This window comes from Photobacterium malacitanum (genome assembly GCF_900185615.1).
Taxonomy (GTDB): Bacteria; Pseudomonadota; Gammaproteobacteria; order Enterobacterales; family Vibrionaceae; genus Photobacterium; species Photobacterium malacitanum.
The window spans coordinates 376,698-390,841 of record NZ_FYAK01000003.1; the positions used below are offsets into that span (position 1 = coordinate 376,698).

Genomic DNA, 14,144 nt, shown 5'->3' on the forward strand with positions numbered 1-14,144 from the left:
AAAGATAACAGAAATAGGGTTATTGCTGATAAAAAAAATTAACGTTACCTTGCGGAATAATATTTAACCAAATAGACGTTTCAAGACTATGGCTATACGAGAGTTATTGATATTCTAAGTGACATTATCCCGATAAACGGGTGACAAGTAATGATTCAATCGAGGTTGAGTAACTCGGTTACCGGCCAGTAATGAGTATTACAGCCTAATTAAAGCATGGAACAATTGGTGGAATCACAATGCAATTAAGTGCCAGTCGACTAGCACAATGGTTAGTTCAAGGTGATTATTACAGTATCGCTTTAGACGGTAATAGCTTGGTATTAGATAGTCAGACTTCGTCTGATGTGATCTCTTTTGATGACTGGGATGGGTCGGTTGAAATCCATCGTGGTGTATTATGGGGTGCGCTTGAGCTGACGTCTTCAAACCAACAATACTGTTGGACAGTTCATGGTTTGCCTTGGCACGAATGTAAACCTTTCGCTGCATTTTTAGTTCGTAGCTATCAAGATTGGGCACAAAACCGCGTTGATAAATTAGATGCGATGTTGCCTGAAATGCTACAACGAATTGCACTTTTTTCAAATAAATCAGGCTATTTGCGTCATTCTGAACATCATGAATTACATCAGTTCCTTAATGATAGCTTACATGATTCAGACCTAAGTCCTGAGCTTGCTGCAACGTTTAGACCCCGTAGTTTTGAAAAAATCTCCCCTTGGTTGGGTGAACACCAAGCGTGGGTTGAAGAGCATAATCAACAATGGTTAGTGCAGCAGTCACAAAAATGGGGTTCATGGTTTGATAGCTTTGAGAAATCCCCTTTAAATGAATCGCAACGTACCGCGGCTTTGATTAACCAAGATTATAATTTGGTCTTAGCGGGAGCGGGTACAGGAAAAACCAGTGTGTTAGTTGCACGTGCTGGTTATCTTATTGCTAGTCAGGCAGCAGTACCTGAAGATATCTTGATGCTATCGTTTGGTCGTAAAGCTGCCGAAGAGATGACTGATAGGTTAAAGCAAAAGGTCAGTGATCGGATTAAAGTCGCCACTTTTCATAGTTTGGGATCACAGATTATTCGTGATGTTGAACATGATAAACCCAATGTAGCTTCCATTACATTAGATGTGCGTGCCCGTAGTGCGTGGTTGGCGCGGATGTTAATTGAACAATGGAATAACTCAACGGCAGCGAGCAAGTGGCAACGCCACCTTACTCAGTGGCGAGTACCTGGGTTTAGTAAAGAAAACTCAATGGAGCAGCAAGCTGAAAATGAGCAATTACAAGCTTGGGTATGGCGCCATATTGAGTTACTTGGCCAGTCAGGAATGAAAAAAGATGCGTTGCTAGAGGCGATTGTAAATAATAATAACCCTGCAATGCGACCACGAATGAAAAGTGAGTTAGCGTTATTATGGCCATGCTATCAAGCCTATTTACAGCACTTAAAAGTGAAAAAGCAGATAGACTTTAATAGTATGATTGAGGTCGCTACTGAGTATGTTAAAGCCGGTAAGTTTATCTCTCCATGGCGTTATATTATGGTCGATGAATACCAAGATATTTCACCACAACGATTAGCGTTAATTGAAGCATTATGTCATCAGAAAATGGCAGATCATACGACGCCAACATTATTTGCCGTTGGCGATGATTGGCAGGCTATTTATCACTTTGCAGGGGCTGATGTTAATTTAACGACTGATTTTGAAGGTCGTTTTGGCAATAGTAATATTACCGAGCTTTCAACAACATATCGCTTTAATAGTATGATTGGTGAAGTGGCTAACGTGTTTATTCAACAAAATCCAAGTCAAATTAAGAAGCAGCTAACCAGCTTTACTAAACAGAGTAAAAAAGCGGTAACGTTATTAGCAACTGATTTATTACCGCAAGAATTGATTCGCCTTAGTAAACATTACGAGAACAAGAGCACCAATGTGTTGATTCTTGGTCGAAATAATAAGCAGAAGCCTGAGAAGTTTGAAACGTGGAAAACACAATGGCCGCAGCTGAACTTGGAATATATGACATGCCATTCGAGTAAAGGGCGTGAAGCTGATTATGTGTTTATTGTTGATGTTAATAAAGGGATTTTCCCGTCACCGGATCGTGAAACAGGTTTAGCGGCAATCATGCAATCAAGCACTGAAACCTATAATGATGCGGAAGAAAGACGTTTATTTTATGTGGCATTAACACGGGCGAAAAAGCATGTGTGGGTGTGTGCTAACCCTGATAAAACATCACCATTTATTAATGAATTAATTGAAGATAAGTACCCAGTTAATAATAAAATCAAACGTACTAAATAAATACGGTTGATAACCTCAAGCCCCGCCATTAAATGTCATTGATAATAATGATAACGAATAGCGGGGCTTTTTTGTCAAAAAATTGATGTTATGTGCTGACATGTACCACAATTTTCCCTGAATGGGTTTGTTGTTTTAATTCAGTCAGTGCTTGAGCAAGTTTGTCAAAAGGGACTATCTTTTCAACCATACTTGATAAATGACCATCGGCGACTAAATCACTAATATTATTACCAATATCAGCAAGGTGGCTGATGTGTTCTGGTGCGCCATGAGCATAAGTCCCTTGTAATGCAACTTCATGAATACTTAACGCTTTGGTGGTTGCAAGCAGTGGTACCTGATCAAATTGATTAGCGACCATGACGATATGGCCGTTATAACGAATGAGCGCACTCATTATGCTACCAGATTGCGCAGATATACAGTCAATCACGCCGTGTAATAATCTATCTTCAGTCAGGTTGATCAGCTCAAGGGCAACGTTTTGTTGGGGACTGATAACAGCATCAATACCATAGCTAAGTAGTCGAGGGTGATGTTGTCGCTCAGCAATAGCGTAAACATGCGCGCCTGCAAGTTTGGCTAATTGTGCTGCAAAGCCACCGACACCGCCTCCAGCTCCGGTGATAGCAATATGTTGGCCTGCTTCAACTTGTAATTTATCGTGTACCGCTATCCAAGCACTATAAGCTGCACACGGTAAGGCGGCTGCATCAGTAAACGAGAGTATTAATGGAATACGACTCACTGCGATGGCTTTTACACATACATATTCAGCAAAACCACCGGCAGTACGAGGATCGGCAAAGAACATCACTCTATCGTTAACTTTAAATTGATGGACATTGGCGCCGACACTATCAATATTACCCGCAACATCAAGGCCTATTATTTGGGGGTAATTCCATGTTGCATAGCCCCACTCGGTGAGTTTGTAATCAATTGGATTGAGGCCTACTGCTGCAACTTTTACACAAATTTCATCAGCAGCAGGAATAGGCTTAGTCGCTGTTGTCAGTGATAAGGCTTGCAGCCCATCTGGTTGTTGTAACATCCAAGCTTTCATAGGCGACTCCTTATTAGACTACTTATAACCATATAATGAATTGTTCATTTTGGCTTAAATATATTGTCTAAATCATGATAATAAAAAGCCTTCGGTATTAACGAAGGCTTGTGATTTCATTGATTATTAGGCCAAGATAGTTAATCTAGGCGTTGCTTTAGGTAAGCATCGTAATCTGGAATTTCGATATCAATTTCTTTATCAAGCAAAGGAGAGGTGACGATAAAGTTCGCACTGGCACGGTTGGTTGCAACCGGAATATTCCACACGGCAGAAATACGTAGCAATGCTTTTACGTCAGGATCGTGTGGTACAGCATTGAGTGGATCCCAGAAAAAAATCATCATATCGATTTTACTTTCTGATATTAATGCTCCCAGTTGTTGATCGCCTCCCATCGGGCCACTGATTAAACAAGTAATGGGTAGCCCTGTTTCTTTTGCGAGTAAATGGCCGGTTGTGCCCGTTGCATAAAGGGCATGATTAGCTAACTTTTGTTGGTGTTCTTTCACCCAGCGCAGTAATGCCGTTTTACAATTATCATGAGCAACGAGAGCAATGTTCTTTTTAGCTGCCATTGTGCGAGTAGTAGTAATCATGAACGTCCTTTTAATCTCAAGTAAATCTTGATGAAGCTAGGTGATAAGACTTATAAGTATCAAAGACTAGACAGGGTGTAAATCATATTAGGCGAAAAATTAGTGGTGGCCCATAAATTATTGATATTAATCTTTATAGGCCCCAGTTTATTTAAGGTTATCGGCTGATATGATGGTCATTAACATAGAATGATGGACGGAACTCAGCGGGTGATAATGAATTACGAATCACCGTCGCAGGCAAGTGTTGAGGGGTTAAATCAACAATCAATGGCGATATATCGAGTACCATTGGTTTTTTCTCGAGGTAACGCACGGTTTGATCGATTGATAATCGCGCTTGCTCTGCCATTTTATCAGTGGGCGCAAATAAAATTTTATGACGACGTAAACCCCGGTAAACACCATGACTTAGATATGTCGATACAATTTTGATATCGGTAATGTGATTGGTACGTAATTCACTGATTGCGACTTCAGCTGCAACTGCACCAGCAACAATATAATCAATGTTTTTATAGTCAGTAAATAATTGCTGTAATAAATTACGTTGTAGCTCTTTACTGTTGTCATCCCATAATGTGGTAGCAATCTCAATATCGCTATTGGCTATCGCAGCTTTAAAACCTTTAGTAACCGGTTTAGTGCCGCCACGTAACTGTGGTCCAGGAAGCCATGCAATACGTACTTTACCGGAACCTTTAGGATGTAATTTAGCAAGATAAGTCCCCGCAGCTTTACCCATATCGTACCAATTAACCCCAACTTTTGCTTTTACATGCTGACGAATATCAGGATCAGTAAAATCAATATTATTGGTCATTAAAAATACCGGAGTATTGCCAATGAGAGAGGATAACTTTCCGTTATAGGCTTGTGCATCTACGGTGCCTAAAATAATGGCATCAGCCCCCCACTGGTGACAAGCTCTAAGTTGACTCTGTTGTTTATCAAGATTGCTATAACCGCCAGCTTCAAGCACTTTTAGGGTAATACCGAGTTTTTTTGCTTGCTCAACCATTCCATAATTGATCGACAACCAATAAGAATCTTTTAAATGTGGGTACACTGCACAGACTTTCCACGGTTTTGTGACCGAGGTTAAAAAGGAGTATTGAATTTTTGTCGGTTTTTTGTCCGTTTGAAAAGGAGGTTGATATGAGATCACCTCTAGCGCAAACACCGATTGAGTGGATAAAATCATTAAAATAAAAAATAAAATGCGCATTGTTACCAACATTATTTAGGTCTAAAGCCATATCGCTGGCAAAATAGTACCGTTTTATTGTGTTTGGTGAAATAGCCAGTATTGCACAAGCCATATTTATCGTGGCAATTCACCATACTAAACAAGATTTATCAGATAGAGACTATTTATGACATTTACTCGAAAAGGTATCGGAACCAAATTGTTGTTGGCCTTTTCTGCCATGGCTGGCTTGATGATCATAGCTGTTATGATCGGTGTAGCAGGCTTTTCGCTAGTAGCTCAAACTGAGCGTACCGTGATTAACTCCGCAGTACCTGCGTTAGCTGAAGCGAGAAAATTATCAGATTTGAGTTCGCGAATTATTTTTAATGCTCAAGTGTTGGCGAAATCGAAACTTGAATCGGAACGAATGCAGCAAGGGCGCGCATTAACTATTCACATAGAAGCTTTGAATCGCAGTTTACACGCACTGGAACAATATTCGTTTGATCAGCCATTAATGGTGAAATTAGAAGATGATGTAAAGCGTATTGTCGACAATTTAGCTTTGCTTGGGTTGCTGGTGGGAAGACAGATAGACTTACAAAGTCAATTGGATCAGTTAACAACGGCGATGACTAAGGCTACCCATCAAATTGATAATTTATCTCAATCACAAGTGGCGAATGCTAATACGATTGCTGTGGCGAACGTGTCTCGAATTTATGATTTAGTCGCCGCTAATAATAAACCCGCTGTTTATAATGCTCTTGATAGTTTAGTTGAAGTTGATATGGACTTATCTGAGCGCTTATTTGAATTACGATTTTTATCATTACAAGTGATTAATATGTTGGATGATTCTGAACGTATTATTGATATTAAGTCGCTTGTAGCATTAAAAACACGCTTTAATAATGCTGTTAATATTATTAGTCATCGAGTTAAATCAGTTGAGGATCCTAGCCGTTCAGAACAGTTAATGAAAGAAACGGCCAAACTTGAGCGCGGTGATTTACTGTTTAGTGTTGGTGAGCAATTAATTTATGCAAAGCAGGATGTACAGCGACTAGATCAGCAAAACTTAGTGTTATTTCAACAGTTAAATAATACCGTTGATGAAATAATAGCGGCAGCTAATGTTAATACTCAACAGGCAGTTAAGCAAGTTGATCAGACGCTTACCGTTGCCCGTAATACGCTAATTGTGATTTCAGCTATTGGTTTATTAGCATTAGTGTTGATCATGTGGCGTATTGTTTATATGCAAGTTATTTGTCGTATTAACCGTTATAGTCGCGCTTTATTATCGATTACTCGAGGTGATCTATGTATCCAACTTGATGTCGATGGTGATGATGAGTTAGCGCAAATGGGGCGGGCGATTTTAGTGGCACGTGATACAGCCAATGAACGCCATCGTTTAGCACAAGCAGAAGCTAAAATTAGGCAGGAATTGCAACAGCATAAAGCAAGTTTAGAACGATTGGTTGCAAAGCGTACAGGCGAGCTAGAACGTATCAACAGTCGCTTAAATGAAGAAGTTTATAATCATTATAAAGCGCGTGATGAGGCAGAAAAAGCGAATCGAGCTAAATCAGCATTCCTCGCAACCATGAGTCATGAAATTAGAACGCCAATGAATGGTGTACTAGGAACTGCGTCTTTACTCGCCGATACGGATTTAAGTCGTCAACAAAAACGCTATTTAGATGTGATTAATCGTAGTGGTGAAAACCTGCTTGATATTCTCAATGATATTTTAGATTACTCTAAAATTGAAGCTGGGCACTTAGATATCAGGCCAAGCGATTTTGCTTTAAAGCGCATGGTTGTGGATGTATTTAATATGCTTCATGGACGTGCTGTAGCAAAGCGAATTGGGTTTGAATATCATATTGAGCCAGAAGCCGATGCGATTTGGTTTGGTGATGAAAGTCGTATTCGACAAGTATTGGTAAACTTAGTCGGTAATGCGATTAAGTTTACAGATACTGGTAAAGTTACTATTAATGTACAACCACACCCAGATATGCCAGATGAAATATTGTTTTCAGTGCAAGATTCAGGGATCGGTATTGATACCAGTGAGCAAGCGCTATTATTTAGTGCATTCCAACAAGCAGAAGCTGGGCGTAAATCAATTGAAGGCACAGGGCTTGGCTTAGCCATCAGTAAACATATCGTGGCAGCGATGGATGGCGAGATTGGCGTTGATTCAGTGATTGGTGAGGGGAGTTGCTTCTGGTTTGCTTTACCTTTAGAGCCAGGCGAGGCGACATTAAGTACCGATGCTAATCAAGTTATTGTGCCTGCTGCACATATACTTTTGGTTGAGGATAACCCTGTAAATTGCATGGTTGCTGAGGGATTCCTGAAGCGATTAGGCCATACTGTGGTTATTGCTGAAGATGGTGCACAAGCTGAGGCCTGTTATCGTAAAGAGCCGTTTGATTTAGCGTTACTTGATATTAATTTACCTGATACAGATGGTATTACGCTGTTGCATCAATTACGCCGTATCGATAGTACTAAAAATGCGTCATGGCAAGAGCCGACCCCAATGGTGGCTTTCTCTGCTCATGTATTTAGAGAAGAAGTTGAAATTTATCTCAATGCTGGTTTTTCTGGGTTTTTGCCAAAGCCACTGGTTGAACAGCAACTTATCGAGACGATGAACAGTATTTTAAAAGGGGATAAGCGAGTGGTTATTGAGAAAGGTGCCGGTGAAGAAAAACCACAACTGGTAGAAATTGATGAGACGTTACCTCTTGTAAAAGAATCTGTGTTAGGTAGTGATTTACAAGTACTTGGTGCAGCACAAGTGAAGCAGTTAATAAGCTTATTTGGTGATTCAGCTAGTAAAACACTGGTGACGTTACAGCAAGCTATTGCAGATAATGATTTACCAGAGATTGCCAAGCAAGCCCATACACTAAAAGGTGCATCGGGTACGATGGGGTTAATGCAACTGCATCAGCTATGTTTAAAGTTTGAAAAATCAGCGCAAGAGGGCTCTATAGAGGGCTTAGCGGTTGAACCATTACAGCAAGTATTTGATGCTTCTGTCGCGGCGTTAGCTACAACGTTTGTTGATGATTAATGTTGTTCGCAATTGCGAGATAAAAAAGAACGCTGCGGCGTTCTTTTTTTATGGCAACAGATTAAGTGTCATAAATGTACTATGAGGATCAGGTTGATAATCCGCAAAAGGCAGGCACTCAATAAACCCGTGTTTAGCATACAGTGCGCGTGATGGTGCAAAGAAGTCCATTGAACCTGTTTCTAAACTTAATTGTTGATAGCCCTGCATTTTTGCATAAGTAATAATATGTTGCAGTAAATGAGAAGCGACACCTTGACCTCGAAATGCAGCGGCTGTTCGCATTGATTTTATTTCAGCAGTGGTTGTGTTTAAGTGCTTGATCGCGCCACATCCAGCTAATTGGTGCTGCTGCCAAATAGACCAAAAAGTTACATTTGAATGCTGAAGTTGGGCTAAATCTAATGCATGTACACTTTCCGCAGGCGCAGTGCTATTCATATCGATTAAATGTGCTTGTAATAATGCTTGAATAGCGTGTCCTTGTAAGTCGTCAATAATAATTTTCATAGAAATCGCCATGAGTAAAAGCATTACTTTACGGTTAAGTGCTTTTTTTGCCTAGTTTTTTGTCTGGTTATTTTTATAAAGGTAATCGTAATGATGAGTTAAAGCGTGTTGTTAAGCCGCGAGGAAAAAAGTTACTGGTAAGCAAGTGGGGAGGCTTATTAGTTTGGTAGCAATATTAGGAAGTCGTTAGATGGATAAATGTACTATAAAAAATAACCCCGAGAGCAAAGCCCTCGGGGTTAAAAAGATTACTTAGAGTAATTAAAAATTACTTCTTAGCGTTCTTTTCTTTCTGCTCAGCGATTACTTTTTCAGCAACGTTTGCAGGACATGGTGCGTAGTGTGCGAACTCCATAGAGAACTGACCACGACCAGAAGTCATAGTACGTAGAGTACCGATGTAACCAAACATTTCTGAAAGTGGAACATCACCCTTGATACGTACGCCAGTAACACCAGCTTGTTGATCTTTGATCATACCACGACGACGGTTAAGGTCACCGATAACATCACCAACGTGATCTTCAGGAGTGAACACGTCAACGTGCATGATTGGCTCAAGAAGCTGTGGACCAGCTTTAGGCATAGACTGACGGAATGCACCTTTCGCTGCGATTTCGAAAGCGATTGCTGATGAGTCAACTGCGTGGAAACCACCGTCGAATAGCTCAACTTCAACGTCTAGCGTTGGGAAGCCAGCTAGAACACCGTTGTTCATCATTACAGCAAAGCCTTTTTCTACTGCAGGCCAGAATTCTTTAGGCACGTTACCACCAACAACTGATGATGTGAACGTGAAGCCAGAACCTTGCTCGCCAGGCTTGATACGGTAGTCGATCTTACCGAATTGACCAGAACCACCAGATTGCTTCTTATGCGTGTAGCTATCTTCAACAGGCTTAGTGATAGTTTCACGGTAAGCAACTTGAGGTTGACCAACGATTAGGTCTACGCCGTATGTACGCTTAAGGATATCAACCTTAATGTCTAGGTGAAGCTCACCCATACCTTTAAGGATTGTTTCGCCAGTTTCTTCGTCAGTTTCAACTTGGAAAGATGGATCTTCTGCAACCATTTTACCGATCGCGATACCCATTTTCTCAGAACCGCCTTTATCTTTAGGAGTTACAGCGATTGAGATTACTGGAGTTGGGAAGATCATTGGCTCAAGAGTACACTCGTGCTTAACATCACAAAGAGTGTGACCAGTTTGAACGTTCTTCATACCAACGATAGCGATGATATCACCCGCTTGCGCAGATGTTAGTTCGTTACGCTCATCAGCTTGCATCTCAACCATACGGCCGATACGCTCAGTCTTACCAGTAGCAGAGTTAAGGATGGTGTCACCCTTGTTTAGCTTACCAGAGTAGATACGTACGAAAGTTAGGGCGCCGAAACGGTCGTCCATGATCTTAAACGCAAGAGCGCGGAATGGTTCGTCAGCAGATACAGTTGCTACTTCGCCAGTCTCTTCACCAGTTTCTGGATCAGTTAGAGGTTGAGGATCAACTTCGTCTGGAGCTGGTAGGTAATCTACAACAGCGTCAAGAATGTTTTGAACACCCTTGTTCTTGTATGCAGAACCACAGAAAGTAGGGAAGAATGCTAGGTCACGAGTACCCTTACGGATACAACGCTTAAGTTCTTCGATAGAAGGCTCTTCACCTTCCATGTAAGCTTCCATTAGGTCGTCGTCTTGCTCAACAGCAGTTTCAACAAGCTCTTCACGGTAAGCTTCAACATCGTCAACCATGTCCGCAGGAACATCTGTGATTTCGTAGTTTTCTGGAAGACCAGTGTCATCCCATACGTATGCTTGACGAGTTAGAACGTCTACAACACCTACGAAGTCTTCTTCGCGGCCGATTGGTAGAGTCATAACTAGAGGAGTAGCACCTAGTACGTTCTTAACTTGGTCAACAACGCGGTAGAAATCTGCACCCATACGGTCTAGTTTGTTAACGAAGATCAGACGAGATACTTCTGATTCGTTAGCGTAACGCCAGTTAGTCTCTGACTGAGGCTCAACACCACCAGAACCACAGAATACACCGATACCGCCATCAAGTACTTTAAGAGAACGGTATACTTCAACTGTGAAGTCTACGTGTCCCGGAGTATCGATAACGTTTAGGCGGTGATCTTTCCAGAAACAGCTAACTGCTGCAGACTGGATAGTAATACCACGCTCAGCTTCCTGCTCCATGAAGTCAGTTGTAGTTGAACCGTCGTGAGTATCACCGATCTTATGGATTTTACCAGTAAGCTTAAGGATACGCTCTGTAGTAGTAGTTTTGCCCGCATCAACGTGCGCGAAAATACCAATGTTTCTGTATTTAGATAAATCTGTCATTGTTTTTCTCTATAAACAATTACTGTCACATGTGAGGTGCCGGATTATAGCACTACTTCTGCCAATCGGAACATAGCCATGTGTAATAAAATAGTTATTCGCTTGCTTTTTGCCCTAGGTAGCATACCTGTTGACGAAGATCCGAGCAAATAACGGTGATAAAAACCAAGATTAGCCGAGGTTGATTATTATTGTAAGTCGATTTAAATGGATTTTAGTGATCTTTTATTACTGTGGTGTTAAATCAGCGTGATATTTAAGTGTCAATAAAAATGGACAAAAACTATTTTTAGCAGTTTAAGTTAGAAAAAAGAGTCACTAAGCTAGAATTTATCATTTGTTTCACTTTATGTTTGGTAGTGAGGTAGAATTTAACTCAGTTCCTGTTTTTTATTTGAGTGTCAAAAATGTCTGAAGAAATAGAAGTAGAAGCATTGGAAGTTGAAGTCTCTGTACAACCAATTGAACTCTATAAAGTGCTTAAAATTGCTAATTTAGTCAGCGGCGGTGGAGAAGCTAAATATGCTATCTCTGAAGGTTATGTTGCTGTTAATGGTGAAATTGAATTACGTAAGCGTTGTAAAATCTATGATGGTGACGTGATAGAGTTTAACGGTGAATATTTCGTCGTTATTTGTGACCAACCAGTGCAAGAAACGCCAGTTAGAGAGCAAAAAACAGCCCAAGCAGCTACTGTGGAAAAACAGTCTAAAAAAGAGAAAAAAACACCAGCGCTAAAAGCTAAAAAAAATAAAGCGACTCCGTCAACTAGCAAGAATCGCTCGATAACAAAAAAAGAAGCAGAAAAAGCAGACAAGAAAGCTGATACAGCAACAGGTCGTAAGCCGATCAGTTTTTAATGTATTGATACACTATTTTATAGGCGTGCAAAGGCACGTCTTTTTTATGACTATTTATAGACAGGTATTTAAAGATGATCATTTGTTATCGTCATATGCCAATGACATTATTGGTAGCCGCGACTGTGAGTACCCCTTTTTCAGTCAGTGCTGCGCAAATTAGTGCTATATCGGCAGCAGAATGCCAAGCGATGACTAATGTTGGTGTTATGGCTGCGGCAGCACCTGTATCTTGTCAACGACTTAAAAAAGTCACTTTCAATTACCGTGACTTTGCAGGTAAAGCACATACTAATGGTCAATTGGTGGTAATGGACGCTGTTGCACCGTATGTCGGTCAGATATTTGATGCTTTATATCAGCAAGGTTTTCCTATACATAAAGCAGTACCGATTGAAGCCTATGGCGGTAATGATACTCGTTCGATGACAGCGAATAATACTTCGGCTTTTAATTATCGCCCAGTCGCAGGAACAGGGAGCTTATCTTTACATGCGTATGGTGCCGCGATAGATATTAACCCATTGCAAAATCCATTTGTGACCTTTAGTGGTAATGGCAATGCTAAATTTAGTCCAACTCAAGGGACGCGTTATGCTAATCGCGCCAGTTATCGTTTTGGTAAACCGGATAGTCGAGGTATGGCTGAAGTGGTTATTGATATTTTTGCCCGTAATGGCTTTCAATATTGGGGCGGATTTTGGGACTCTCCGATCGATTATCAACATTTTCAGTTAACCAAAGATATGGCATTAACGATGAGCAAAATGACACCCGCGCAAGCGGCATTATTTTTTAAACGTTATGTCGCATGGTATGACAGTTGTAGCAAAATGTACCCGACAGCTTATAGCCATTATAAATTCAATGATTACACTGAATATTTAAAAAGTAAGTTATCGGTCAAATCATTAAATAAAGCGTATAGTGCTGATCCAACACGAGTGATGAATGCGATAAATCTTCAACCGGTTCGTTCAGCTATCTGTGTTAAGCGCTAAATTAGCAAGGCCTTTATTGATAAGTTGCTGCCTAAGTCATGGTTTTTAGTTTACAGACTTTGTTTTTAATAAATGTGTTTGCGGCTATGGATGGAGGCTTTTAGGATGGTCGCTAATCAGTATTAATTAACAGCGGATGGTTTCAATGGTTAATCAAGTCACAATGGTTGCGCAGCAATTACAATTTTCAGAGTTAGTGCAAGGCTATTGGCGTTTAGCTGAATGGGGCATGACAACACAACAACGATTGACCTTTTTAGAGCAACACCTTGAATTGGGGATCACTACGATTGATCACGCTGATATTTATGGTGGCTATCAATGTGAAGCGTTATTTGGTGAAGCATTAGCATTAAAGCCTAGCTTACGTCAGCAATTACAAATAGTGACCAAATGCGACATTAATTTGTGTAATCCTAAATACCCTCAACGTCGTATTAACCATTATGATACCAGTAAGTTACACATTACTGAGTCAGTTAATAACTCATTGGCTAATTTACAGGTTGAAAATATTGATTTGCTGTTAATTCATCGTCCCGATGTATTGATGGATGCCGATGAAGTTGCTGCGGCGTTTGCCGAGCTAAAGCAACAAGGTAAAGTGAATCATTTTGGAGTGTCAAACTTTGCACCTGCGCAATTTGATTTACTGCAATCTCGACTTGAACAGCCTTTAGTGACTAACCAAGTAGAAATTAATCCGCTTAATTTTGAGGTGGCACATGATGGTACGCTTGATCAATTGCAAATGAAGCGTATTCGTCCAATGGCATGGTCATGTTTAGCGGGCGGTGATATTTTTAATGGTAGCAGCGAACAACATATTCGAGTTCGTGCAACGTTAACTGAAATTGCGGCTGAAATTGGTGCGGATAGTATCGATCAAGTGATTTATGCGTGGATTCGTTGCTTGCCATCAAATCCAATCGCTATTACAGGGTCGGGCAATATTGAGCGCGTAAGATCGGCGGTTGCTGCGCTTGATTTTAGCTTGTCACGTGAGCAGTTTTATCGTGTATGGGTAGCGTCAAAAGGTCATGGCGTGCCATAAACTCTATCAGTATTGTAAACGCATTTAAAAACGGCAGGCAATATAGCTATTGGTTTAGGCGTATTGCACTGCCGTTGTTGTA

The 14,144-nt window shown here is 40.7% G+C and carries 10 protein-coding genes; 5 read left to right on the plus strand and 5 right to left on the minus strand.

Translation table 11 applies throughout. The annotated features are described in order from the left end of the window. Nucleotides 1-239: 239 nt before the first annotated feature. A complete protein-coding gene (helD, locus tag PMAL9190_RS11035) occupies nucleotides 240-2,321 on the plus strand; it encodes a DNA helicase IV (RefSeq protein ID WP_087845236.1) in 2,082 nt (693 codons plus the stop codon). An 88-nt stretch (nucleotides 2,322-2,409) separates the two neighbouring features. On the opposite strand, the gene PMAL9190_RS11040 is transcribed toward helD, so the two are convergent. The 3 genes from PMAL9190_RS11040 to torT all read right to left on the minus strand — a co-directional run bounded on the left by PMAL9190_RS11040 (nucleotide 2,410) and on the right by torT (nucleotide 5,217). Beyond that, nucleotides 2,410-3,390, minus strand: coding sequence for an alcohol dehydrogenase catalytic domain-containing protein (locus PMAL9190_RS11040; RefSeq protein ID WP_087845237.1), 981 nt, complete (start codon nucleotides 3,388-3,390; stop codon nucleotides 2,410-2,412). A 140-nt stretch (nucleotides 3,391-3,530) separates the two neighbouring features. Further along, nucleotides 3,531-3,989 (minus strand): methylglyoxal synthase, encoded by a 459-nt coding sequence (locus PMAL9190_RS11045; protein WP_087820803.1) that lies wholly within the window; start codon nucleotides 3,987-3,989, stop codon nucleotides 3,531-3,533. 157 nt (nucleotides 3,990-4,146) lie between these two features. After that, nucleotides 4,147-5,217: a TMAO reductase system periplasmic protein TorT gene (gene torT, locus PMAL9190_RS11050; RefSeq protein WP_087845238.1), complete on the minus strand. Its 1,071-nt coding sequence runs from the start codon at nucleotides 5,215-5,217 to the stop codon at nucleotides 4,147-4,149. A gap of 148 nt (nucleotides 5,218-5,365) precedes the next feature. Here torT and torS point away from each other — a divergent pair, with 148 nt between their 5' ends. Continuing rightward, on the plus strand, nucleotides 5,366-8,281 hold the full coding sequence (torS, locus tag PMAL9190_RS11055; protein WP_087845239.1) for a TMAO reductase system sensor histidine kinase/response regulator TorS: 2,916 nt from the start codon (nucleotides 5,366-5,368) through the stop codon (nucleotides 8,279-8,281). A 48-nt stretch (nucleotides 8,282-8,329) separates the two neighbouring features. On the opposite strand, the gene PMAL9190_RS11060 is transcribed toward torS, so the two are convergent. After that, nucleotides 8,330-8,791 carry a GNAT family N-acetyltransferase gene (locus PMAL9190_RS11060; RefSeq protein WP_087845240.1) on the minus strand — a complete coding sequence of 154 codons (462 nt, stop codon included), beginning with the start codon at nucleotides 8,789-8,791 and terminating at the stop codon, nucleotides 8,330-8,332. 268 nt (nucleotides 8,792-9,059) lie between these two features. Then, a complete protein-coding gene (fusA, locus tag PMAL9190_RS11065; RefSeq protein ID WP_087845241.1) occupies nucleotides 9,060-11,147 on the minus strand; it encodes an elongation factor G in 2,088 nt (695 codons plus the stop codon). A 407-nt stretch (nucleotides 11,148-11,554) separates the two neighbouring features. Between fusA and PMAL9190_RS11070 the strand changes: the two genes are divergently transcribed. The 3 genes from PMAL9190_RS11070 (at nucleotide 11,555) to PMAL9190_RS11080 (ending at nucleotide 14,062) form a co-directional block, all read left to right on the plus strand. Continuing rightward, on the plus strand, nucleotides 11,555-12,007 hold the full coding sequence (locus PMAL9190_RS11070) for an RNA-binding S4 domain-containing protein (RefSeq protein ID WP_087845242.1): 453 nt from the start codon (nucleotides 11,555-11,557) through the stop codon (nucleotides 12,005-12,007). 95 nt (nucleotides 12,008-12,102) lie between these two features. Continuing rightward, nucleotides 12,103-13,008: a M15 family metallopeptidase gene (locus PMAL9190_RS11075; protein ID WP_087845292.1), complete on the plus strand. Its 906-nt coding sequence runs from the start codon at nucleotides 12,103-12,105 to the stop codon at nucleotides 13,006-13,008. Between the two features lie 145 nt (nucleotides 13,009-13,153). Beyond that, complete coding sequence (locus PMAL9190_RS11080; protein ID WP_087845293.1) at nucleotides 13,154-14,062, plus strand: aldo/keto reductase; 909 nt, start codon at nucleotides 13,154-13,156, stop codon at nucleotides 14,060-14,062. The last annotated feature ends 82 nt before the right edge of the window (nucleotides 14,063-14,144 follow it).

Coding starts and splice junctions, on each gene's coding strand:
- fusA (WP_087845241.1), bottom strand. CDS start 11,147: ATGACAGATTTATCTAAATACAGAAACATTGGTATTTTCGCGCACGTT.
- torS (WP_087845239.1), top strand. CDS start 5,366: ATGACATTTACTCGAAAAGGTATCGGAACCAAATTGTTGTTGGCCTTT.
- PMAL9190_RS11040 (WP_087845237.1), bottom strand. CDS start 3,390: ATGAAAGCTTGGATGTTACAACAACCAGATGGGCTGCAAGCCTTATCA.
- PMAL9190_RS11060 (WP_087845240.1), bottom strand. CDS start 8,791: ATGAAAATTATTATTGACGACTTACAAGGACACGCTATTCAAGCATTA.
- PMAL9190_RS11075 (WP_087845292.1), top strand. CDS start 12,103: ATGCCAATGACATTATTGGTAGCCGCGACTGTGAGTACCCCTTTTTCA.
- PMAL9190_RS11045 (WP_087820803.1), bottom strand. CDS start 3,989: ATGATTACTACTACTCGCACAATGGCAGCTAAAAAGAACATTGCTCTC.
- helD (WP_087845236.1), top strand. CDS start 240: ATGCAATTAAGTGCCAGTCGACTAGCACAATGGTTAGTTCAAGGTGAT.
- PMAL9190_RS11080 (WP_087845293.1), top strand. CDS start 13,154: ATGGTTAATCAAGTCACAATGGTTGCGCAGCAATTACAATTTTCAGAG.
- torT (WP_087845238.1), bottom strand. CDS start 5,217: ATGCGCATTTTATTTTTTATTTTAATGATTTTATCCACTCAATCGGTG.
- PMAL9190_RS11070 (WP_087845242.1), top strand. CDS start 11,555: ATGTCTGAAGAAATAGAAGTAGAAGCATTGGAAGTTGAAGTCTCTGTA.